This window comes from Nitrospiria bacterium, from assembly GCA_035517655.1.
GTDB lineage: Bacteria > Nitrospirota > Nitrospiria > JACQBZ01 > JACQBZ01 > JACQBZ01.
On record DATIYJ010000058.1, the window covers coordinates 1 to 22,234 of the forward strand.

Sequence of the window (22,234 nt, forward strand, 5' to 3'; positions counted from 1 at the left end):
ATCGCCCACTGGCTGATCCGTTATAAAAAGGTGAAAGAGGTCACGGCCATCGCGCGACGCGGCCCCGCGGAGCGAAAGTACAATGCAAAGGAGATTCGCGCGGTCTGCTCCAACGTTGATCGGCAGGATCTGAGCGGGGAGTTCACCCGCATCCGTTCACGACTCGAAGCCGCGGGTCAGAACGCCGACCCGATCCTTTCCGGAATGCTGGAAGAAATGACCAAATGCGAGCCGGCGGGCAGCGAGACCAAGCTGCGCTTCCGTTTCCTCTCCTCGCCCCGCCGTGTTCTGACGGATTCGAATAATCGCGTCCGCGGCCTGGAGCTGGAGGACACGAAGCTGGAGGCGAAGGGGGACGACTTCTCTTCCGTTGGATTAAAGACGCACAGCGAATTCTCCTGCGACAGCGTCATCTTCGCGGTGGGCGACCGCGTGGATGAAACGCTCGGCCTGCCGTTCAAGAACGGATCGTTCCTGACCAACCCCAAGCGGACCCAAAACGATCCGGACGACGCGCTGTTTCAGGCGTACGACGATCAGACCGGGCAGGTCCTTCCGGGCGTTTTCCTCACCGGCTGGGCCCGAAAGGCCAGCGATGGATTGGTCGGCGTGGCCAAACGGGACGGCGACTGGTGCAGCGAGGTCCTCGAACGTTACCTGGCGGCCCGCGCGCCGTTGGGTCCGGCCGCGATCGAGGCGAAATTCCAGGCGTTGAGACGGCTCATCAAAAAACGGCAGCCGGACGCGGTCGGCAAGGACGAGCTTCGGCTGCTCATGGAGATGGAAGAGGAAGAGGGGAAAAAACGGGGAATCATCGAAGAGTTTAAATTTCCGACCAACCAGCAGATGTTGTCCGCGATCACCCGCAAGAGACTTTCCTAAAAGCCCGCCGCGGGGGTTTTATCCCTCCCCCCATTTTAGTTTTCGACGAAGCACTTCATAATAATTCCGTTGGGGCGACCGGATCAGCTTGATTTTGCTCTCGGCCGTCTCGATCTCGACGACGTCTTCCTGTCTCAGCGAGAAGCCGACCTGGCCGTCGAAGGTTACCGTCGTGCCCTCCTCGCGGGTCTTCAGCACGACCTCCACATGGATGTTGTTCGGGATCACGATCGGCCGGTTGGTCAGGGTGTGCGGGCTGATGGGCGTGATCACCATCGCCTCGACCGATGGATAGATGATCGGCCCCCCGGCCGAAAGGGAGTAGGCCGTCGAACCCGTCGGCGTGGCCACGATCAACCCGTCGCCCCGAAGCGCGGTGACGAACTGGCCGTTGATGAAAATCTCCAGATTGATCATCCGGGCCAGGGTTCCCTTGCTGATGACGACGTCGTTCAAGACGAGGGACTGGGCCACCCGTTCCCCCTGCCGGTGAACGACGGCCTTCAGCATCAGGCGGTCGTCCGTCACGAACTCGTTCTTGAAGATCTTTCCCAGCGTGCTGAACAACTCTTCAACCGTGACCTCCGTCAGGAAACCCAGGCCCCCCAGATTCACGCCCAGGATCGGGACGTCCGTCCCTTCGACCAGGCGGGCGACGCTCAGAAGCGTGCCGTCGCCGCCAAGAACGATCACCATTTCGACCAAGTCGGGCACTTTGGATTTCTGATGGGGGGAAGCAAGGCCCGCGATCGATCCGGTGTCGGTGTCCAAAACGGCTTCCTTTCCCTGCTGAGCCAGCCAGGGAAGAAGCTCGTCCAAAATTTTCTTCACGGCATGCGTGTTCTGCGGTTTGGCGATGATTCCGATTTTCTTCATTTGATCGTCCGCCGGGTTCCGGTAAGTATCGATGAAACAAGCGTTTCAAATTATTTTAGACACGTTGCGCCGCTTTGTCAACGCAACCCTGTTGTGCCTCGGAAAATCCCCGTAAAAAATGTTTGACAAGTGTCGTCTTTTATGTTAAAAATACGACCCTCAACTTTTGGATCACGCCTTCCACGGTGGATCTTCCGAGAAAGGCCGCCACCAGAATAGAGGCATATCGCGCATTATGGTCAAGGTCAAGGACATGATGGCCAAAAATCTGTTTACCATCTCTAAAAAAAATAAAATCAAAGAAACGGCCGATTTGATGAAAAAAAACGGCGTCGGCAGTCTCCTCGTCAAGGAAGAGGATCAGATCCTCGGGATCATTACCGAAACGGACATCGTTCACAAGGTCGTGGCCCAGGGATTAAGTCCGCAGATCACCACGGTGGACGCGGTGATGAGCTTTCCCCTGATGAGCATCGAAGCGGACGCCGACGTGGAGGAGGCGGGGCTTCAGATGGTGGAGAACGGCATTCGCCATCTGGCCGTGACCCAGGATGGACAGGTGGTCGGAATGATCTCGATGCGCGATCTCCTGCGGTCCTTTTCCAGCCGCGGGGGAGGGCCGAGTTCCTGAGGGATGAGCCGGAAGGCCTTCGGACCTGGGGATGGGGAGTCTGGCTGTTTCTATTCCTCATCCCGTCGCAGGCCTTCGCGACGCATGAAAACGACCACCGGTTCGCGATTTACGGCACGGTGCGCGATGATCAAGGCCGTCCCGTGGCGGATGCCAAGGTCATCGTCGTGGATCCCCGATTGGACGAAGGCATGACGGCCTTCACCGACCGGGACGGCGCTTTTGAAGCGCTGCTTCATCTCCACAATACCGATTTGGGTGACGAGATCATCGTCACGGCCCTCGATCAGCAGAAAACGGTCCGGGCCGAGTTCGATCCGAACGACAAGGTCACCGTTCGGAAAGCCCGTGTGGATTTCGGCGCAACGGGGACCGGCCTTCCAGGGTCCGGAGGGGTCGGTATCCCGGTGATGATCGGCACGGTCCTGATCGTGGGGGCGGGGGTCGTTGTTATTTTTCGGCTCCGGTCTCGACGGCGGAGGCGTCCGGCCTCATAGACGTCGCGGGTGAAAGGACGGTTGGGTCTCAAGTTGAGGGCACGGAGGAACGAGCCATATTTAGGGCCGATGTATGTCAAGACGCTTTCCCCCATAAACCGTGAGGGTGGAGGCGTTTTTTTATGGGTCATGACCGCAAGCCTTCGTTAAGTATCTATTCAGCGAGCAAGGCGAGGGCGGAGAGGAGGCTCCATCCCGCATTAGGTGGGTGGAGAAAGCGAGGATCTGGCTCTGCCAGGCCGAGCGCGGGGCGTGGGGGCATCGGAGGATTCGCGATAGCGAACCGCACGGGCCCCCACAGATGATGGCGGCGACGCAAGCCCCTACAATCGAACCAGAAAGGAGCGGGAGTTGATCATGAAAAGAAGGACGGTATACGTTTTGGGAATCATGGGACTGATGGGTTTCTTGGCCGCGTGTTCGGGAGGCGGGGAGAACCCCGTCGCATTTCCTCCGGTTCCGGCGGAGTACGCCGACAAGCATATGCCCGACGGCTGGTGGGCGGATCCGAAGATCGTTGAAGAGGGAAAGAAAATTTTTATGGGCGAGGCGAATATCGACGTCAACTGCTCCAGCTGTCACGGAAAAGACGGCAAGCCGGTCAAACGGGGCGCACGCGATTTCCGCCAGGCCGAGAATATAAAACATTTTTCGGACAGTTTCTGGTTCTGGAGAATTTCAGAAGGGGTGCCGAACACCAAGATGAAGGCCTGGAAGGAAAAGCTTTCGGAAGAGGATCGCTGGAAGGTCATGGCCTTCGAGCACACCTTCTCACACGGCGGTCAGCCCTCCGCGCACAGCGATTTCGTGCCGCCGCCGGCTGAGGCCGGGGCGCCCAAATGAAACGCCGCGGGCTGACCTTCTTCGCGGTTCTCCTCGGTCTGACGGGTGTCGCGTTGTTGGCCGGGGCGGGTCTGGCTCAGGTCCCGGAGCCGGAGGCGTATTCGATCCCGGGGATCGAGAACCGGTCGCTTGTATGGGTCGCGGCGCAGATGCACATTCTTTTCGCGGCGTTTATTCTCGGCGCGCCGATCTTCGTCGTGATCTCGGAGTGGATCGGGATGCGTAAAAACGATCCCCGTTACGACCGGCTGGCCAAAGAAGTGACCAAGGTCACGACGATCCTGTACAGCATGACGGCGCTGACGGGAGGATTGTTTATCCTGTTTCTGGTGGGACTCTATCCCAACCTGACCAGCTTCATGGTGAGCCATTTCTTCCCCATCTTCGCCGTCATCTACCCGCTTCTTTTCATCCTCGAGACGCTGGTGCTCTACCTTTACTGGTATACGTGGGAGAAGCTTTCGGGGCCGAAAAAAGGCCGCCACGTGGCGATCGGGGTGTTGCTGAATATCATCGGACTGACTACGCTCGTGGTCATCAACGCCCCGACCTCGTTCATGAACACGCCGCCCCATCCCATCGAAACCGCCACGCTCTGGGATTCGATTTACAACTACAGCTGGATGCCGTTGAATCTTCACCGCACGATCGGCAACGTGACCTTCGGAGGTTTTATCACCGGGCTGATCGCGGCGTATATGTACATGTTCGCCAAGACGCCGGAGGAGAAGGCGTATTACGACTGGATGGGGTTCGTGGGGAATCTGATCGGCGTGGGGGCCCTGTTGCTTCTTCCGCTGGCCGGCTACATTCTGGCGGCCGAGTTCTTCGAGTTCGACGCTTCGATCGGGCCGTACATGATGGCCGACCAGCTTTCGATGTACTTCGAGATGCAGGGCGCCATGGTCGGTCTGATCTTCATGGCCAGCAATCTCTACATCTGGCAATCGATGAAGCGCATTTCGGGCATCGAATCCATGAAGTTCCTTGGAGTCCACAGCACCACGATCGTGAAGTCCGGCTTTGCGGTGATTCTTCTCGGAAACGCGATCTGGATGACGCCGCACGGTTTCTCCGCGACGCAGGCGACCTCGACCGACGCGCTGGAGCTGCCCTCCGACTGGGGCTTCCTGGCCCTGATGCCGGCGAAGAGCACGGCGGCGGCCCTGATCGTGGCGGTGACGATCATCAACTACATCATCTACAACCGGGCCATCAAGCGCGGCACGATTCAATGGGGCAAGATCGACTTCTCGTCCCAGTTCGTCCTGATCTTCCTGGCCTTCTCGGCCATCTGGACGATGGGCCTGATGGGCGCGGTGCGTTCCCTGGTGCGGAAATATTTCCATGTCTACATTCTGTTTCCGGACTACACGCCCGAGTCCTACACGCCCACGCTCGCCCATGCCAGCGTGCTGATCACGTCGATGACCCTTGTATTCTTCGCGATCGTCAGCCTGGCGATCTGGCTCAGCCTGCGGATGGGGAAAACCAAAGAATCGTGAACGGGTCTTTGACGACGGAGAAAGGGACGGACAAGGAGAGGGTATGACGGGTCAGAAGAGCTTTTTCGACATCGTGAAATGGAAGCTGATCGTCTGCACGGCGATCGGCGCGGCGCTCTGGTTCGTGAGCGGCGCGCTGGCCTTTCCCACCGTCTTCCGGATCATGTTCGTTCTGTATGCGGTGCTGGGCTTTGTGGTCTTCCTTCTGCTGGATCTCCCGCCTATGCCTGAACTCTCGGGGGGCAGGGCCGTCCTGGCGATCCTGGCCTTCTATGTGATTTGCTCGGCGATCTATGTCGGGGCCGGCACCAATCTGCCCCAGTTCGATCCCAACTGGGAGAAGGGCAAGATCGCGATGATCATCGAGGCTAAGAAGCGGAGCCACCCGGATATACGGCCCCAGGAGATTCTCAAGCAAACCGAGGACCTGTCCAACAAAACCAACGAACTCATGGATCGTCTGGCCAAACTGGAGGAGTCCATGACCGGCCAGAGCACCGCGGGCGAGGCGCCCACGGCCGAAGAGCTCGCCAAGAAGAGAGCGGCGACGTCGGGCGCCCCTCCGTCGGATCCGGTCGCCTATGGGAAAGAGGTCTACGAACTCTATGAATGTTACAACTGCCACAAGATCGGCGGGAAGGGCAGCGTCAAGAAACGCGGGCCGATGCTGGACAACATCGGAAATCTTGCGACGGTGGACATGATCAAGAAGAAAGTCTACAACCCCAAGTTCATGATGGCGGACGGTTTCGATAAGGAGTATGAAAAGGGGCTCATGCCGAAAAATTACACGGAACTGATCTCGGAGGAGGAGCTGAACGCCTTGGCGACCTATCTGTCCACGTTGAAAAACACGAGCGTCAACACCCCCAAGCCGATTGTCAAACAGCCGTGAGGTCCTTCGCGAAATCATGACGATCAAGATCAAATCCAAGGTGCGCTGCAGCGATCGCGAAGTCGGCGAGGTGTCGCGGGTCATCATCGATCCCATCGCCAAGTCGGTCAGCCACATCGTCGTTCAGACAGACGGGACGGAACGGGTTGTCCCCATCGACGGACAGGCCGTTCTTGCGGAGGGCCTGGTCCAGTTCGGATTCCCCTCGTCCCAAATGGGCCAGTACCCGCCGTTGGAACGGGGGAACTACCAGCAGGTGAAGGAAGTCGAAATCGCCGGGCTGGAACGGCACCTCGAAGTGTTTCCGGGCGAGGCCCTCGTTCCGGTCCCGACGCTCGAGCGGGATCTGACCCGCCGGGCGTTCTTTACGAATTTCACGAACGCCATCGGCGTTGTTCTCGCGCTGCCCTTGGTCTATCCGGTCCTGCGGTATCTCACGTTTCCGATGTTTCCGGGCTATAACAACAACTGGATCCGGATCGGCAATATCAATCAAGTCACGGACATCGACAAACCGAAGCAGGTGAAGTTCGAAAAAACGGTCAAGGAAGGCTACCTCGAACGGAAGTTCCAGAAGTCGAACTGGGTGGTTCGAATGTCGGACGATGTGAGAAAAGAGATCTTTCACGCGAAACCGATCGAATACAAGGATGAAAACGGAAAAGTCTACTGGGTGGACCCGCCGGACAACCCGGTCGTCGTCTATTCCGGCAAATGTCCCCATCTGGGCTGCGCGTACAAGTGGAAGGAAAATCACAAGCGCTTCGGGAAGGTGTTTTGGTGCCCCTGCCATTTGAGCATTTATGACGTGGGCGGCAAGGTGCTGGACGGGCCGGCCCCCCGGAGGCTCGATGTGCTTCCGATGCGGATTTCCGGAACCGGAGACATCGAGATCATCGATGCCGAGTTCAAGGCCGGCAAGGATCACATGGTGCGAATTATCTGAACGGATTCCGAATCCCGATGTCGTTATTTCAGAACATCTATAACTGGATCGATGAGCGGATCGATCTCAAGACGCTCCAGGCGAAGATGCTCAACGAGCCGATGCCGGGCGGTTCGAGCTATGCGTACGCCTTCGGCTCCGCCCTCCTCTTTATCTTCATCATGCAGGCCACCACGGGGATCTTCCTGATGTTCTATTACGCCCCGACGGCGGATCATGCCTGGCAGAGCACGCAATACATCTTAAAAGAGCTGGATTTCGGATGGCTCATTCTCAGCATCCATTTTTGGGGTTCCTCCGCCATGGTCGTCATGGTGGTCTGCCACATGCTCCAGGTTTTCGTCTGGGGCGCGTTCAAGAAACCCCGCGAGATGGTCTGGATTGCCGGGATTTTTCTTTTTCTGATCGTGATGGGCTTCGGTTTCACGGGCTACCTCCTGCCCTGGGATCAACGCGCCTTCTGGGCCACGACCGTCGGCGTCGAGATCATGGACAAGGCCCCCATCGTGGGCGACTTCATGGCCCGTTTCCTGCGGGGCGGCCCCTCGGCCGGCGCTCAGACCCTGAGCCGTTTTTTCGTCATTCATGTGATGATCCTGCCGGCCGCGTTGGTGATCATGTTTTCCCTTCATCTCTTCTTTTTCCGGAAGGCCGGCCCGGCCGGCCCCTTCAAGGCGGTCAAACCCGTTCTGGAGGCCAAGATGGAATACTTTTTCCCGAGACAGGTCTATAAAGACATCGTGGTGATGGCGGGCGTCTTTTTGGCGATCGCGACACTGGCCGTTGTATCGCCGGTCGAGCTGCTGGACCAGGCTTCACCCGAGCCGACCGATTACAACCCGGAGCCGGAATGGTACTTCCTGTTTCTGTTTCAGTTGCTCCGTTTAAAGATGTTTTCGGGCCAGCTCGGCGAATTTCTGGGCGCGATCGCGCTTCCGGGGCTTTTTGTCTTGTTGCTGCTGTCGCTTCCGTTTATCAACCGGAATCCGGAGCGCCATCCGCTCAAGCGGCCCTTCGCGATGAGCGCGGTGGCCCTGTTGATGGTCGCGATCGGGGTCCTGACCTGGATGGCGATCGCCAGCCGGTCGCAATGACGGATGGAAGGCGACGATGAAAACACCCCGGGATCAAGGTCTCTTTTTCACGGTTTTCTTCTCCATCGCCCTGGCGTTCATTTTGACCGCCTGGCTGCTTCTCCCGGTGCGCGTCAAGATCGGGGAGGATGAAGGCGGCGGGGAGGAGCCCAAACCCAAGCAAGTCTTTAGAGGGGAAAAAGCGGTCCTTGAGGCCGAAGCCGAATTGACCAAGGCCGATGAGATCCTGACCCGGCTGGAAAAGGAAAAAGCCGATGAAAAAAATAAAGATAAGAAGGACACAGAAAAGGACAAAGAAAAAGAGCCGGTAAGAATGAAGAACGACAAAAACGATAAGACCCCCAAAAAGTCCGATGCAAAAACAACGACCAATAAAAAGTGAGGCCGTTATGAGTTCTCGGCGATCGAGATCGGGGCCGTTTTTTACGGCCGGTTTGGCAGGCGCTCTCGTATGGCTTTTGCTGGGCGCGGGAGCGTCGGCTCTGGCGCAGCAGACATCGGGGGGTCCGGTCGAGTACCGGGATATCGCCTGGATCGGCAGCCGCAACATGGTCTGGATCGTGGCGCAGATCCATCTGCTGTTTGCGGGATTTGTGCTCGGCGTTCCGATCTTCGCCCTGGTCTGCGAGTTCGTCGGGGTCCGGACCAAGGACCCGCGCTATGACCGTCTGGCCAAAGAATTCACAAAGCTGCTGACCTCGGCCTACGCCACCACAGCCCTCTTCGGCGGCATCCTGTTATTCTGCCTGATCGGCTTCTACCCGAAACTCTGGAACTACATGACCGACATCTTTTTCCCGACCTTCCTGATTTACGGTTTGCTTTTTCTTTTGGAGACGCCCACGCTCTACCTCTACTGGTACGGCTGGGAGTCGATGCAGAACCGCAAATGGCTTCATCTCTTTCTGGGTCTTCTTCTGAACATCTTCGGATTCCTGATCATGATCGTCTCGAACGCCTGGGCCACCTTCCAGGCCTCGCCTGTCGTCCTGACCGAATCGTTGGGCTACTGGGGGAAAGTCTGGGCGGCCGTGAACAATCCCACCTGGTGGCCGGTCAACATCCACCGCTTGATCGCCAACGTCGTCCTGGGCGGCTTCATCTGCGGCGCGTATGCCGGCATCCGGTATCTCGGATCGAAGACGCGGGAAGAGCGCGAGCATTACGACTGGATGGGCTACGTCGGAAATTTCATCGGAATCTTCGGGATGCTGCCGCTGCCCTTCGCCGGCTACTGGCTGATGCGCGAGATCTATCAATACAACCAGCAGATGGGCATCACGCTGATGGGCGGTTTCCTTTCCTGGCTCTTCATCCTTCAGGCGATGCTGATCGGCGTCTTATTCCTCGGCGCGAACTACTATTTCTGGCTGGGCTTGATCCACCGCTTGGAGGCGGGCGTCCAGTACCGCAAGCAAATCATCGCCATGCTGGTCGTGCTGGTTCTGGCCCTCGGCGTCTGGATGACGCCGCACAGTCTCGTGGCGAGCCTTCAGGAGGCCCGCTTGATGGGCGGGACCCATCATCCGCTTTTGGGCGTCTTCGGCGTGATGTCGGCGAAGATGACCGTGGTCAATATCATCATCCTGGTCACCTTCATGAGTTTTTTGATTTATTGGCGGGCCGGAAAGCAGGCCACGGTGACCTGGGCGAAGGGCGCGGTCGTCGGCGTGAATGTTCTGTTTTTTCTGGCGGCCATCGCCGTGATCATCCTGGGGGTCTGGGGCTATTTCGTGCCGGCGATCATCCGGATCAATTACTTTTCGACCTCCCAGGTTTTGATCGTGTTGGCGGTTTTGCTCTCGGCCACGCCGCTGATCGGGGCGGTTTTGAAGAGCGCGAAAACGACGAAGGAGATGAAATGGGGCGTCATGCCGGCCAAGGCGCAGTATGCCCTGGTCCTGAACGCCACCGTCATCGTCCTTTTGATGACGCTGATGGGCTACGCCCGGTCTTCTTCGCGCCAGTACTGGCATATCTTCGGCGTGATGCGGGACACGTCCCCGTACGCTTATTCCCCCGCGCTGGGATACGCGGCGGTTTTCATGTCGCTCAACACGTTTTTATTTTTCCTGCTGGTGTCGTTTATCTTCGGGGTGGCTTCCCTGGGGCCGAAGGACCACGCAACGGCGCGCGCGAAATAGGCCGGAACGGACGGGGCCGGAGGCCGGGAGACGGCCGCGGGCCGTCCACACGAGGGGTTGAGGGAGAAGGTTTCGATGCGACAATACTTTAAAGTGCTGCTCTTCGTTGCGGCCTTTCTGGCTCTCTTTGCATACATCGGATTGCAGATCCCGCAGCAGGCGTCGCTGCCGCCGGAAGTGGAAAAATTCGATCCCTCGCTGATCAAGACGAAGGCGGACTTGGTCCGGATCGGGCAGAAGATGTTCTTCGGGAAGGGACAATGCGCCCTTTGCCACTCCCTGAGCCCAAGCTCCACCGCCCGCTGTCCCAATCTCCAAGGGGTCGGGGGCAAGCTCACGCGAGAGTTCATCTACGAAAGCGTGACGCAACCCCAGGCCTATCTTTACATGGATTACACCTTCAGCCCGCCGAAATTCTTCCCGGCCAAGATGCCGGTGATCAACAAACCGCCCATTGATTTAAACAACAACGAACTGCTTTCGGTCATCTCCTTCATCCAGAGCCAGGGCGGCGAGGTGACGGTCGATCCGTCGGAGATCGTTCAGCCCGAATCGGGCGAGACCCTCGGCAAGACCGGGGACCCGGTCCTCGGACAAAAGGTGTTTGCCAAGATGGGTTGCGCCAAATGTCACAAGGCGGAGGAGCTGCAAGCGAAGGCCGGGAAAAAGGACGAGGCAAGCATACGCCAATTGATCCTGGATCCGTATGCCGGGGTCGCCGCGAACCCCAAGCCGGTCCATCAGGGCTTCGAGCAGGAATTCACGATCAAAAATTTCAACGATGTGACGGCCTACGTCGCCGGCTCCAGGCCGGGCGCGGGCGCGCCTTAACAACGCGGGGCCGCTGATGGGAGGTTCGACGAATCCATGAATGTCCTGAAACGATTGCCGATGCTGGTCAAGGCGGGGCTTATCCTGCTGATCATTTACGTGATCGTCAAGTTTGTGATCAAGCCCCCGTTGCCCTCCAGTCTCGTTTCGTTGTACATGGGCCTCGCGACGGTCGCGATCTGGATGTACCTGTCGCTCTACGACGATAAGATGGAAGAGTTCATGGGGCCGATCAAGGTTTTTCTCCGCGGATGGCGCAACGAGAACATCGGGATCACGGTCGCCCGCGTCATCATCCTGGTCGCGGTTCCCCTGTATGTGGGGGCTTCGGTCTACGCCCGGCTGACGCCGAGCGACGAGCCGCCGATCGAGCAGCGCGTCATTCATCCGGCTCCGCCGACCGAATTCGTCGGTCTTTCGAACCCGATTCCGCACACGCCGGAAAATGTCCTGGCGGGGAAGGGACTTTTCATCGCGTACTGCTCGCCCTGCCACGGCATCAAGCTGGACGGGAAGGGGCCCCAGTACAAGGGATTTAACCCGCCGCCGGCCAATTTCGACGATCCCGGAACGATCGCCCAGCTTCAGGAGTCCTATCTGTTCTGGCGCATCTCGAAGGGCGGGGTGGGACTGCCCATCGAGGGGCAGCCATGGAAGTCGGCCATGCCGCGTTGGGAAACCCGGATTACGCCCGACAACATCTGGAAGATCATCATGTTTGAGTATGAGGGTTCCGGGCATACGCCCCGCACGTGGGAATAGGTTGGGTCTTGAATAAGAATCGGCGGGCAACGCGGGCATCAGGGGCGCCGGGAGCCTTTCGAATCAAGGGTGGGGGTGCGATGACAGGGTTCAGACGAACACAGGGGATCGCCGGCGTTCTGATCGCGTTGAGTCTCGCGTGGGCGATCGGCGGTTTTCCGGCGGGCGCCTCGGCCCAGGAGACGGGCGGCGTGGTGGTCTTCTCCAAGTTGATCAAGGGGGATATCCCGGCTGAGGATCCTACGGCCGCGGTCTGGGACACGGTCCCGGCCGTGGAGTTTCCGATGAGCGCGCAGGTCCATTGGGAGCCGCGCATTTTTTCGGTGACGGTGCATGCGATCCAGGTCAAATCGGTCCACAACGACCGGCAGATGGCGATTCTTCTGATCTACAAGGATCCGACGAACGATCCGGGAGACGGGGCGGCGCTGGAATTCATGGTGGGAGACAAGAAGGCCCATTTCGCCCACGGCCAGCCGATGGCGCAGGTCGAGGGCGGGCCGGTGAACATCTGGTTCTGGAAGAATGCCGACCAGACCGTGAAGGACATGTCCGCCAAGGGCTTCGGGACGCTGGCCGTTCAGCCCCAACAGGATGTCAAGGGGAAAGGCGCCTATAAGAACGGCGAATACCGGGTGGTTTTTTCGCGATCGTTGATCGACAACGATCCGGAGGACGCCCAATTCCCTCTTGGAAAATTCCAAAACATCGCGTTCGCCGTTTGGGACGGCTCGAACAACGAGAAGGGGGCCCAGAAGGCGGTCACGTCGTGGTGGTACTTCCGTCCCGAGCCTCCGCCCGACCCCACCGTTTATGTTTATACCGGCGCGGTTGTGCTCCTGGTCGGCGCCGTGGAGTGGGTCATCGTCCGGAGGTTGCGAAGAAAGGATCGAACGGCATGAGCTATCCGAAGGTCATTCTGCCCGTCGCGGCGGGCGTCATCCTGACGATCACCGTGACGGCGTGCTCGTTGTTCGAGGATCAACATGTGGCGAGGGGCCATGAGCTGTTCGCCTATTATTGCTCCCATTGCCACGGCCCCAAGGGGCAGGGGAACGGATACAACGCCGGGAATATGGATCCTCGTCCGCGGGATTTGACCGACCGTGCCGAGCCGTACATGGCCGGGCTGTCGAACGACGACATCTTCCGTTCGATCCGCGAAGGGGTCGCCGGCGCGTTTCCGGAGGCTCAGAAGGCCGCGGCCGCCGGGGGGAAAGAAGCCCAGAAGAAAACGGAAGACGAGGAAGGCGGATCGCCGTTGATGCCCTATTGGGGATATACCTTCTCGGAGGACGAGATCTGGGATCTCGTCGCCTATGTCCGCACCCTTCACAAGAACACGGCCGAGAAGATCGTCTTCAAGGACGAGGCGGGCGCCGCGTCGAAGAAACCCGCGCTGACCAAGCCCCAGGCCCCCGCCTTTCCGGAGCCCGGCTCGTCGGAGGGCGTCAAACTGGCGGAGGAGGGGAAGCATTTGTACGAGACCAAGTATTCCTGTTCGGGTTGTCACCGGATCAACGGCAAGGGGGGACAGGTCGGGCCGGATCTTTCACGGGCCGGCTTCCGGCTGAACGCCAAGTGGATTTATCAGTGGATCCAGTATCCCCAGGCCTTCCGGAGCAACACCAAGATGCCGGCCTTCAACATGCCCGAAGCCGATGTCGAGGCGATCGTGATGTACCTCAAGACGCTTCACGCCACGAGCGCCGAATCGCCCGGCCCGCCCTTCGGCAAGGGGCCGATGTAAACCGTTTTGTAGTAATTCGTGCCCCCGCCTTCTCATCTGAAGGCGCGGCGTTTCCCCATCTTGAATATTCCGAAGTCCCTCCCCCGCGCCGGCCGGTATCTGCCGAAATATCGGCGGGTTGGGTGTCCGTACGTGACTTGCCATCCGTCCGATTTGAGCTATACTGTTTTTATCTGTCCTGCCGCGCCTTTTCATTTTTAACGCATCGTATCGGTTCTGAATGTCGTCGCCGTTGCGCAGAGATTCCGGCCTGGGTCGTATATATAGATAGGAGCCGCCCCGGAGATCGAAATGACGCCGCGTAAGAGAATCGCCCTTGCCGTATTGGCCTTGTTGATTTCGGTTTCAACGCCGGGTCTTGCGGAAACCGTCAAGATGGACCCCCTCCTCACCCTGATCACGCGGGAGGGAGCCGATCTGACGATTGCAAAAAGACACTCGAAATTGAGATACCCCCTCGGGAGCCGGGAGCCTTTGGTCGGGACGATCGTTCGCTTCCGGGGGGATCTTTCGGGCGTCGAACTCCTTGGAGGAAAAATCCGTTCGATCCTTGGAGACGTTGCGACGGTCGATATCCCGCTCGGCGCCGTCCATCCGATCTCGCGGCTTTCCAACATCGTTTACATCGAGGCGGCAAAAAAAGTCTATCCCCGTCTGGATGTCAGCGTCCCGGAAACCGGCGCCGACGGCCTTCGGGCGGGAACGCCCCCGGCCTGGACCGGAGCCACGGGGAGAAATGTGATTGTCGGGATCGTGGACACCGGGATTGACTTTCGACACCGGGATTTCAAGGATGCGGGCGGCAAGACGAGGATCCTCTCTCTGTGGAATCAGGCCGCAACGACCGGAACGCCTCCTTCCGGTTTCAGCTACGGCGCCGAATGCACGAAGGCCGTCATCGACGCGGGCGGCTGTTCGGAAACCGACACCGGCGGACACGGCACGCACGTGGCGGGCATCGCGGCCGGGAACGGCTCGGCCACCGGAAACGGCAAGCCGGCGTTCCGCTATGTCGGGATGGCCCCGGAAGCGGACGTGATCGTCGCCAACTCCCTGGACGGGAGTCTCGCGACGACCGACGCCATTTTGGACGGCATCGCCTACGTTCAGGCCAAAGCGGCGGCCCTCGGAAAGCCTTCCGTCATCAATCTGAGTTTGGGCAGCGATCTGGGCCCCCACGACGGGACGTCCGATTTCGAGCGGGCGCTTGACAACGCCTCCGGCGCAGGAAAGGTCATTGTCGCCGCCGCCGGAAACGAGGCGGACGAGAACATTCACGCCGGCGGGACGGTCGTTCAAGACGGAAGCACCGCCGTTGGGTTTACGCTTCCCTCCGGCGACCCCGGCGAAATGCTGGACATCTGGTACACCGGCGCGGATCGGATGGGGATCTCGGTCGGCAAGGGAACCTGCACGACCCCGGTCGTCAATCCGGGAGACCCGGCTTTTTCATCCGAGACGGCGTGCGGCCTGATCCAGATTGCGTCCATGGATGTCAATCCGCTGAACGGCGATCGGGAAATCGTCGTCGGCCTCTCCGGAGGCGCGAGTCCGCTGGCCACCGGGGCGTGGAGTTTCACCCTTTCCGGGATCGGCATCGCCAACGGACGCTTTGACGGCTGGTTTCAATTCTCGGGCGATCCGACCAACAATGTCCAATTCACGACCCATATCGATCCCGGCCTGACGCTCGACAATACCGGAACGGCGACCAAGCCGATAGCCGTTGCCGCGTATAATACGAAGAATACCTGGAACAGCTTATCGGGCCGATGGACCGTCCCCTCGATGGTTTTGGGGGATATCGCCTCCTTCAGCAGCCTGGGTCCGAGACGCGCCTGCAGCAACTCGGCCCAATGCCCATCGGTCCAAAAGCCGGAGATGGCCGCCCCCGGGAGCCTGATTGCATCGGCCTTCTCCAGAAATACGGCATTGTGGGATTCCAGTCAACGTGATCCGGACGGCGTCCATATTCTTGAGGAAGGGACCAGCATGGCCGCGCCGCACGTGACCGGGGCCGTGGCGCTCCTCTTGCAAGCGGCCCCCGCGTTAACGTCCGACCAGATTAAGAGTCTGCTGACATCAAACACGAAGCCGGCCGATTCCTTTACGGGCGGGCTGCCCAATACCGCATGGGGTTATGGAAAACTGGACGTCCGGGCCGCGTTTGCGTCGACGCCCAACCCGCCTCCGGGGGCCCCCGCCGCTTTGTCCGCCAAGGCGGGGAACAAGAACGTGACTTTGAGTTGGACCCCGAATACGGACCTCGACCTGGACGGCTATAACCTCTATCGGAGTCTGAAGTCAGGAAGCGGCTACGTCAAGGCGGCCTCGATCCCATACCGGAACGCTTCGATAACCGATAAGGGATTGACCAACGGGACGACCTATTACTATGTGCTCAGGGCCTTCGATACCGCCGGGAACGAAAGCGGCGATTCGGCCGAAGTGGTGGCCAAACCCGCGCCGCCCGCGATCGTTGGCAGTAACAGCACGGGAGGCTGCGGCCGCATACAATTTACCGATGATAACCGTCCGGGCGCCGGAACCGTGGCCGGGGATTTTCTTATCCTGCTGTCCATGCTGGTTTATTTGTACGTCAAAAGAAACATGAGGCGATCGACCCGGCCGGTAAGGAACGAACGCCCTGTGCCATATTGAAAAGTAGGTCGTCGTGAAGTTTTCAGCACCGAAAAGGAACAATATATTCGATCTGCATCATTATATATGTAGTACGGATGAAGGCTGCTGATCGGTATGGAGACCATGAATAGGGACGTCCATCCAGTCCGTCCCTGTTCTCCGCAGTCCCGCCACTATCAAACCTGTTCTGTTTCACCCCGGTCAAATTAACCTTTCTCCATAATTCTTTGACAGAATCGGTTCGCGTTGGATAGAATGGGCAGGATTCGTAAAGCTCAGTTGCTGGTTGAAATCTGCGCAATATGAAAATTAGCTTGTTGAGTACGATATTAATCCTCATCATGATCGCGATCTGTCTCGCCGTGCTTTCCGCCGCGGGCTGGTATCTCACTGTGGAGAAGACGTTTAACACGAACGGCGTGGATCTGTTCAAGATGAGTCTGTTCGCATTGCCGTTATTCGTCGTGATCGGCGTGGGATTGTACATACTGCGTTGTTTAAAACGGGATCGAAGCGCGAATAGGATGTGAGGGATGTCGGCGCAGAATCACCTTGTTAAATTGGCATGGGGCCGAGAGCGGCCCTGGGTCCTGTACATTTTAAAATGCAGCGACGGATCGCTCTATGCCGGCATCACGAACGATCTGAAGCGGCGTCTGATGCAGCACGGGGCCGGCCGGGCCTCTCGTTATACCCGAGGCCGGAGGCCGGTGCGGATCGTGTATCGCGAATCATGTGAAAGCCGTTCCCACGCGCTGAAGAGGGAATGGGCCGTAAAGGCCCTGTCGCGCAAAGAAAAGGAAGAGTTGATCGCGTGAGCGCGCGTATCGGGAGCAGAGTATGAGACGGAAGCGTTTGGTCTCCGGGAAAAAGATCGGGCCCGGAAAATCGGGGCCGCGGCCGACGGTTGAGGAGATGGTGCGGGAATTGAAAAGGATCGCTCGCCCCGGCGGCGATTACCGGAAACGCTCGCTTGAAATCCACGGGCTGATCTGCGCGAAATGCGCGCGGGAATTCGACGAGACGAACACGCATCTCCTGACCGTTCATCACAAGGACGGAAATCATCAGAACAACCCTCCCGACGGCTCGAACTGGGAAAACCTCTGCGCTTACTGCCACGAGGACGAACACAGCCGCGGGAGATTGGGGGATTATTTAAGTGATCCCGATTAGCGATACCACGTCGACCGGAGAAGAGGATGGAGCACGCGTTCTTGCATCTCCTCCGCCACTACGGCCTGTGGGCCGTGCTGGTCGGCACGTTCTTCGAGGGTGAAGGGGTGCTGGTGGGGGCGGGGATACTGGCGGCCAAAGGGCTTCTCGATCCCCTGTATGTCGGGATGACGGCCGCTCTTGGGGCCTGGACGGGGCATCTCTTCTGGTTTTTCATGGGGCGACGGTTCGGGACCCGATACATTCTGCCGCGCTTCGGTCTGCTCCGTGAAAAGATTTCGCGGGCGAACGGGATCATAAAGCGCCGTCCCGGAACCGCCATTGTGATTCTGCAATACCTCTACGGCGCGCGGGTCTTCGGTGCGATTGCCTTCGGTTTGACCGAGCTTTCGTTCGGACGCTTCGTGGTTTACGAGGCGGTGAACTGCGCGGTCTGGGCCGCGGTGGTCGAGACGGCGGGGTATTTCCTCGGGAAAGCGGTCTTCCGGTTCTTCCACGGCTGGGGCCGTTGGATCTGGATCGCGCTCAGCATCGCGGTACTGGTCTGGATCTATCAGCTTCTCAAACCGCGGGATGCGCGTGCCCGATGAAATCGGATCGCTTCATAATTCTTTTATTTGTCGTCCTCATGTTGGCCGCCTGCGGCCACGGAGGCGGTGGAAGCAATTCGCCGCCGTCCGCGCCGACCGGGCTATCCGCAACCGCCGGCGACGGCCAAGTGACGATCGCTTGGAACGCGGTCACCGGCGCCGACAGCTACAACCTTTACATGGCCTCGGCTTCCGGCATAACGAGCAGCAACTATGCCGCTTCACCGGACGGAATGAAGCAAAGCGGCGTGACCAGTCCCTACATCCAGACGGGTCTAATCGGCGGCAGAATATACTATTTTGTGGTGACGGCGGTGAACCGTTTTGGAGAGAGCGCGATATCGAGCGAGACCTCGGCTGAACCTTATACCAGGCCGATTTCGATCGCCGCCGGGGGAAAGCAAAACTGCGTCGTTTTTTCGGATGGAACGATCCGTTGCTGGGGAAACAACGGTAACGGCCAACTCGGTGATGGAACAGAGACCGGACCCGGTTTATGCGGCGTCGAACCCTGCGGAACCAGCCCGGTGACGGTCGATGGAATTCATACGGCCAAGGCCGTTGCGGTGGGCGGCAGTCACACTTGCGCGGTTCTTTCGGACGGTACCGTGAAGTGTTGGGGAGCAAACAGTCACAGCCAGTTAGGGGATGGAACGACGACCGATTCTTCCCTGCCGGTTGCGGTCATCGGGATCAATACCGCAACGGCCATTGCGGCGGGAAGCGATTACGCCTGCGCGGTTCTTTCGGACGGCACGGTGGAGTGTTGGGGGGACAACGGCAACGACCAGTTGGGCGACGGGACAACGACCGATTCCTCCGCGCCGATTGCGGTCAACGGGATTGGTTCGGCCACGTCCATCGCCGCGGGAAGCGATCACACCTGCGCGGTTCTTTCGGACGGCACGGTGGAATGCTGGGGGGACAACAGCAATGGCCAATTGGGTAATGGAACAACCACACCCTCCAGCATGCCCGTGGCGGTCAGCGGGATTACGACCGCCGTCCGTATCGCTGCCGGAGCCATACACTCCTGTGCGGAACTTTCCGACGGGACGGTCCAATGTTGGGGAGGCAACAGTGACGGTCAGCTGGGTAATGGGACGACGGCCGATTCTTCCATCCCCGTCGCGGTCAGTGGAATGGCAACAACGGCCGCATCCGTCGCAACGGGAGATTTTCACACCTGTGCGGTTCTTTCGGACGGGACGGTGCAATGTTGGGGGGACAACAGCAACGGCCAATTGGGCAATGGGACGACGGCCGATTCTTCCATCCCTGTCGCGGTCGGTGGAATGGCAACGGCCGCGGCGGTTGCGGCGGGAAGCGGCCACACCTGCGCGACGCTATCGGATGGAACGGTGAACTGTTGGGGGATTAACGGCAGCGGTCAAATTGGGAACGGAAAGAATACGTATTCTTTCAGCCCGGCGGCGGTCAGCGGAATCAACACGGCGATAGCCGTCGCGGGTGGAGCGTATCACGCCTGCGCGGTGCTTTTGGACGGGACGGTGGAGTGTTGGGGGAACAACAGCAACGGCCAGTTGGGTAATGGAACAACAACCCTCTCCGGCACGCCCGTGGCGGTGAAGGGATTGTCAACAACGGCCACGGCCGTCACGGCGGGAGCGTATCACACCTGCGCGGTCCTTTCAAACGGCACGGTTGAGTGTTGGGGAAGCAACGGTAACGGCCAGTTGGGCGACGGAACGACGACCGATTCTTCCGCGCCGGTCGCGGTCACCGGGATCAGTACGGCCACGGCCGTTGCCGCCGGAACCGCTTACACCTGTGCGGTTCTTTCGGACGGGACGGTGGAGTGTTGGGGGGACAACAGCAACGGCCAACTGGGTGACGGAACGACGACCGATTCTTCCACGCCGGTCGCGGTCATCGGAATTCATACCGCAAAGGCCATCTCGGCGGGATTTCTTCACACCTGCGCGGTGCTTTCGGACGGGACGGTGCAGTGCTGGGGGGACAACAGCAACGGCCAGTTGGGCAACGGGACGACGACCGATTCTTCCGCACCGGTCGGGGGCAACGGGATTAATACCGCCAAGGCCGTCGCCACTGGAACCGCTCACACCTGCGCGGTGCTTTCGGACGGCACGGTGCAATGTTGGGGGGACAACAGCAACGGCCAGTTGGGCAATGGGACGACGGCCGATTCTTCCAGCCCTGTGGCGGTTAATGGAATAAGTACGGCCGCGTCCGTTGCGGAAGGCCCCTATCATACTTGCGTAGTGCTTTCGGGAGGCGCGATGAATTGTTGGGGGAACAATAACATCGGACAGCTCGGTGTCGCGCCGAGCGCCGGATCTGAAATTTGTACCGGATCCGTTTCCGGTTCCACCATTTGTAGCACGACCCCCGTAAGCGTATTCGGAATCGCCGATGCCGCGTTGAGTTCCGCCGGATGGGGTTACACCTGCGCCGTGCTTTCCGATCACACGGTAAGGTGTTGGGGAGACGGCAGCAGCGGCCAGCTCGGCAACGGGACCCTGCTCATCTACGCAACCCCGGTCGCCGTGATCGGTTTTTAATTCCTCATCATTATTTATAACCGACACATCCCCGGTTCGCTCTTGACCCAGACGCTCAAATGCCTTATCCTGGAAGGCCATGGAAAATCCGTTTGGAAAGCTCCAGTACGGCAGCCTGAAAAAGGTCACGGACCGCTGCTACCTCTTCCGGAACGTGGTCAATTCCGGGATCATCGTCACGCCGGAGGGCGTGGCCGTGGTGGACACGCAGATCAACGCGCCCATGGCCCGCCGGATGCTCACCGCGATCCGGACGGTCACGGACGCCCCGATCAAATATGTGATCAATACCCATTACCACTGGGACCACTGGGCCGGCAACGACGTCTTCCGGGAGGCCGGGGCCACGCTGATCTCGGGCGAGCTGACGAAGGAATTCATGCATCGGCGGAGCTTCCGGCAGCGGGCCTTCCTCCGCTCGCGCGGGTTTGCCGTTCCGGAGCAGGACCCCGCGCTCCCGGACCGCACCTGCGGGAATGAATTGACCCTGACCTTAGGCTCGCTTCCGATCCAGATCCTGTTTCTCGGACAGGCCGAGACGGACGATGCCATGGCGGTCCATCTTCCGACCGAACGGTGCGTCATCAGCGGGGACACGCTGATGACCGGCAGTTTTCCGATCCTGGGGCAGCCGGTGATGTCCGAAGGGCTTTCGGACGACCGTGTCTGGATCAAGACCCTGCATAAAATGAAGTCCCTTTCGCCCGAAAAGATCATTCCGGGCCACGGTCCGCTGGGCGCTCCCGCGGACATCGATTTCTTCATCGGCCTTCAAACCTATTTTCTGGACGAGGTCATTCCCCTGTACGAGCAGGGGAGGTCGACCGAGGAGATCATCCGGACCGTCGAGGCGAAGCTCCCCGAACGCTACGCGAACCTTCCGCAGGTCTGGGGCACGCCCCGCTACGCCATCCTGAGAATCCTGCGAAGCGTCACCGGCTGGCAGGAGATGAAGCCTTCGGCCATTCCAAAGGTCGATCCGGAAATCCTCAACATACCTTTGAGAGAACTGGAGGACCTTCCTCAATCCTACATCCGCGCGGCCGAATTTTTCGAAAAGGAAAACAAGGTGGATCTCGCGATCGGCATCATCAACAAGGGATGCGAACGCCATCCCAAAGATCCCGCGATCTGGGTCGCGCGGGGGCGGCTGCTCTTGAAATGCTCCCGTGCCGCGGGCTCGGTGCTGGAGCGGGCCGACTTCTTCCAGGAGGTCTGCCGCTCGGCCGAGAAGGCGCTCTCGATCGATTCGCGCCATGCGCCGGCGCTGGTCCTCTACGGTTCCTACCACGCGATGGGGGCCTTCCGGAACGGCGACGATCCGACCGAGGCGATGATGCTCCTGGAGCGGGCGCTGGCGCTTCCGATGGAGCCGGCCGAGGAGGCGAAGGCCCGCTTCTTCCTCGGGATCTGTTATCGCGCCATGGAACGCGAGGACTTGGCCGCGGGCTGCTTCACCAAGGCGCTCGAGCTGGATCCTGCCTATGCCCCTCCGCGGATGGCCATGATGAGCGACGAAGAAATGCTCCGCGTGCCGGAACGGTTTAAAACCGGCGGCCCCCGTCCGTTTTAATACAAACGACAATTTTAAAATGACATCCGGCGGGTGGCCGGAGGCGGGGC

The 22,234-nt window shown here is 59.4% G+C and carries 22 protein-coding genes; 21 read left to right on the forward strand and 1 reads right to left on the reverse strand.

Features of this window, described 5'->3' with window-relative positions; translation table 11 throughout:
* A partial coding sequence (locus VLY20_10755; protein ID HUK57126.1) for a hypothetical protein occupies positions 1–882 on the forward strand: 882 nt, incomplete at its 5' end.
* Between the two features lie 18 nt (positions 883–900).
* On the opposite strand, the gene VLY20_10760 is transcribed toward VLY20_10755, so the two are convergent.
* The gene (locus VLY20_10760; GenBank protein HUK57127.1) at positions 901–1,758 is read right to left on the reverse strand and encodes an NAD(+)/NADH kinase; all 858 of its coding nucleotides are present in this window, start codon (positions 1,756–1,758) and stop codon (positions 901–903) included.
* Positions 1,759–1,993: 235 nt separating this feature from the next.
* Here VLY20_10760 and VLY20_10765 point away from each other — a divergent pair, with 235 nt between their 5' ends.
* The 20 genes from VLY20_10765 to VLY20_10860 all read left to right on the forward strand — a co-directional run bounded on the left by VLY20_10765 (position 1,994) and on the right by VLY20_10860 (position 22,184).
* Entirely contained in the window at positions 1,994–2,389 is a 396-nt protein-coding gene (locus VLY20_10765; protein HUK57128.1) for a CBS domain-containing protein, read from the forward strand.
* A gap of 119 nt (positions 2,390–2,508) precedes the next feature.
* Positions 2,509–2,886 (forward strand): hypothetical protein, encoded by a 378-nt coding sequence (locus VLY20_10770; protein ID HUK57129.1) that lies wholly within the window; start codon positions 2,509–2,511, stop codon positions 2,884–2,886.
* Positions 2,887–3,243: 357 nt separating this feature from the next.
* Complete coding sequence (locus VLY20_10775; protein ID HUK57130.1) at positions 3,244–3,729, forward strand: c-type cytochrome; 486 nt, start codon at positions 3,244–3,246, stop codon at positions 3,727–3,729.
* The gene (locus VLY20_10780) at positions 3,726–5,234 is read left to right on the forward strand and encodes a cytochrome ubiquinol oxidase subunit I (GenBank protein ID HUK57131.1); all 1,509 of its coding nucleotides are present in this window, start codon (positions 3,726–3,728) and stop codon (positions 5,232–5,234) included. Before VLY20_10775 ends, VLY20_10780 begins: the two co-directional genes overlap by 4 nt.
* Positions 5,235–5,277: 43 nt before the next feature.
* Complete coding sequence (locus VLY20_10785) at positions 5,278–6,129, forward strand: cytochrome c (protein ID HUK57132.1); 852 nt, start codon at positions 5,278–5,280, stop codon at positions 6,127–6,129.
* Between the two features lie 16 nt (positions 6,130–6,145).
* Positions 6,146–7,075 carry a ubiquinol-cytochrome c reductase iron-sulfur subunit gene (locus VLY20_10790; protein ID HUK57133.1) on the forward strand — a complete coding sequence of 310 codons (930 nt, stop codon included), beginning with the start codon at positions 6,146–6,148 and terminating at the stop codon, positions 7,073–7,075.
* Between the two features lie 17 nt (positions 7,076–7,092).
* On the forward strand, positions 7,093–8,169 hold the full coding sequence (locus tag VLY20_10795) for a cytochrome b N-terminal domain-containing protein (protein HUK57134.1): 1,077 nt from the start codon (positions 7,093–7,095) through the stop codon (positions 8,167–8,169).
* Positions 8,170–8,185: 16 nt separating this feature from the next.
* The gene (locus VLY20_10800; protein HUK57135.1) at positions 8,186–8,551 is read left to right on the forward strand and encodes a hypothetical protein; all 366 of its coding nucleotides are present in this window, start codon (positions 8,186–8,188) and stop codon (positions 8,549–8,551) included.
* Between the two features lie 7 nt (positions 8,552–8,558).
* Positions 8,559–10,313 carry a cytochrome ubiquinol oxidase subunit I gene (locus VLY20_10805; protein HUK57136.1) on the forward strand — a complete coding sequence of 585 codons (1,755 nt, stop codon included), beginning with the start codon at positions 8,559–8,561 and terminating at the stop codon, positions 10,311–10,313.
* Positions 10,314–10,388: 75 nt separating this feature from the next.
* On the forward strand, positions 10,389–11,144 hold the full coding sequence (locus VLY20_10810; GenBank protein HUK57137.1) for a c-type cytochrome: 756 nt from the start codon (positions 10,389–10,391) through the stop codon (positions 11,142–11,144).
* A 36-nt stretch (positions 11,145–11,180) separates the two neighbouring features.
* Entirely contained in the window at positions 11,181–11,906 is a 726-nt protein-coding gene (locus VLY20_10815; protein HUK57138.1) for a cytochrome c, read from the forward strand.
* An 80-nt stretch (positions 11,907–11,986) separates the two neighbouring features.
* Positions 11,987–12,808, forward strand: a complete 822-nt coding sequence (locus VLY20_10820) for an ethylbenzene dehydrogenase-related protein (protein ID HUK57139.1) — start codon at positions 11,987–11,989, stop codon at positions 12,806–12,808.
* Positions 12,805–13,656, forward strand: a complete 852-nt coding sequence (locus VLY20_10825; protein HUK57140.1) for a cytochrome c — start codon at positions 12,805–12,807, stop codon at positions 13,654–13,656. The genes VLY20_10820 and VLY20_10825 overlap by 4 nt, the downstream gene beginning before the upstream one ends.
* Positions 13,657–13,947: 291 nt before the next feature.
* Complete coding sequence (locus VLY20_10830) at positions 13,948–16,317, forward strand: S8 family serine peptidase (GenBank protein ID HUK57141.1); 2,370 nt, start codon at positions 13,948–13,950, stop codon at positions 16,315–16,317.
* Between the two features lie 299 nt (positions 16,318–16,616).
* Positions 16,617–16,829: a hypothetical protein gene (locus tag VLY20_10835; GenBank protein ID HUK57142.1), complete on the forward strand. Its 213-nt coding sequence runs from the start codon at positions 16,617–16,619 to the stop codon at positions 16,827–16,829.
* A gap of 3 nt (positions 16,830–16,832) precedes the next feature.
* Complete coding sequence (locus tag VLY20_10840) at positions 16,833–17,117, forward strand: GIY-YIG nuclease family protein (GenBank protein ID HUK57143.1); 285 nt, start codon at positions 16,833–16,835, stop codon at positions 17,115–17,117.
* 97 nt (positions 17,118–17,214) lie between these two features.
* Positions 17,215–17,475 carry a YajD family HNH nuclease gene (locus VLY20_10845; protein HUK57144.1) on the forward strand — a complete coding sequence of 87 codons (261 nt, stop codon included), beginning with the start codon at positions 17,215–17,217 and terminating at the stop codon, positions 17,473–17,475.
* A gap of 26 nt (positions 17,476–17,501) precedes the next feature.
* Positions 17,502–18,065, forward strand: a complete 564-nt coding sequence (locus VLY20_10850; GenBank protein ID HUK57145.1) for a DedA family protein — start codon at positions 17,502–17,504, stop codon at positions 18,063–18,065.
* Entirely contained in the window at positions 18,062–20,611 is a 2,550-nt protein-coding gene (locus tag VLY20_10855) for an RCC1 repeat-containing protein (GenBank protein ID HUK57146.1), read from the forward strand. Before VLY20_10850 ends, VLY20_10855 begins: the two co-directional genes overlap by 4 nt.
* Positions 20,612–20,690: 79 nt before the next feature.
* On the forward strand, positions 20,691–22,184 hold the full coding sequence (locus VLY20_10860; protein HUK57147.1) for an MBL fold metallo-hydrolase: 1,494 nt from the start codon (positions 20,691–20,693) through the stop codon (positions 22,182–22,184).
* The last annotated feature ends 50 nt before the right edge of the window (positions 22,185–22,234 follow it).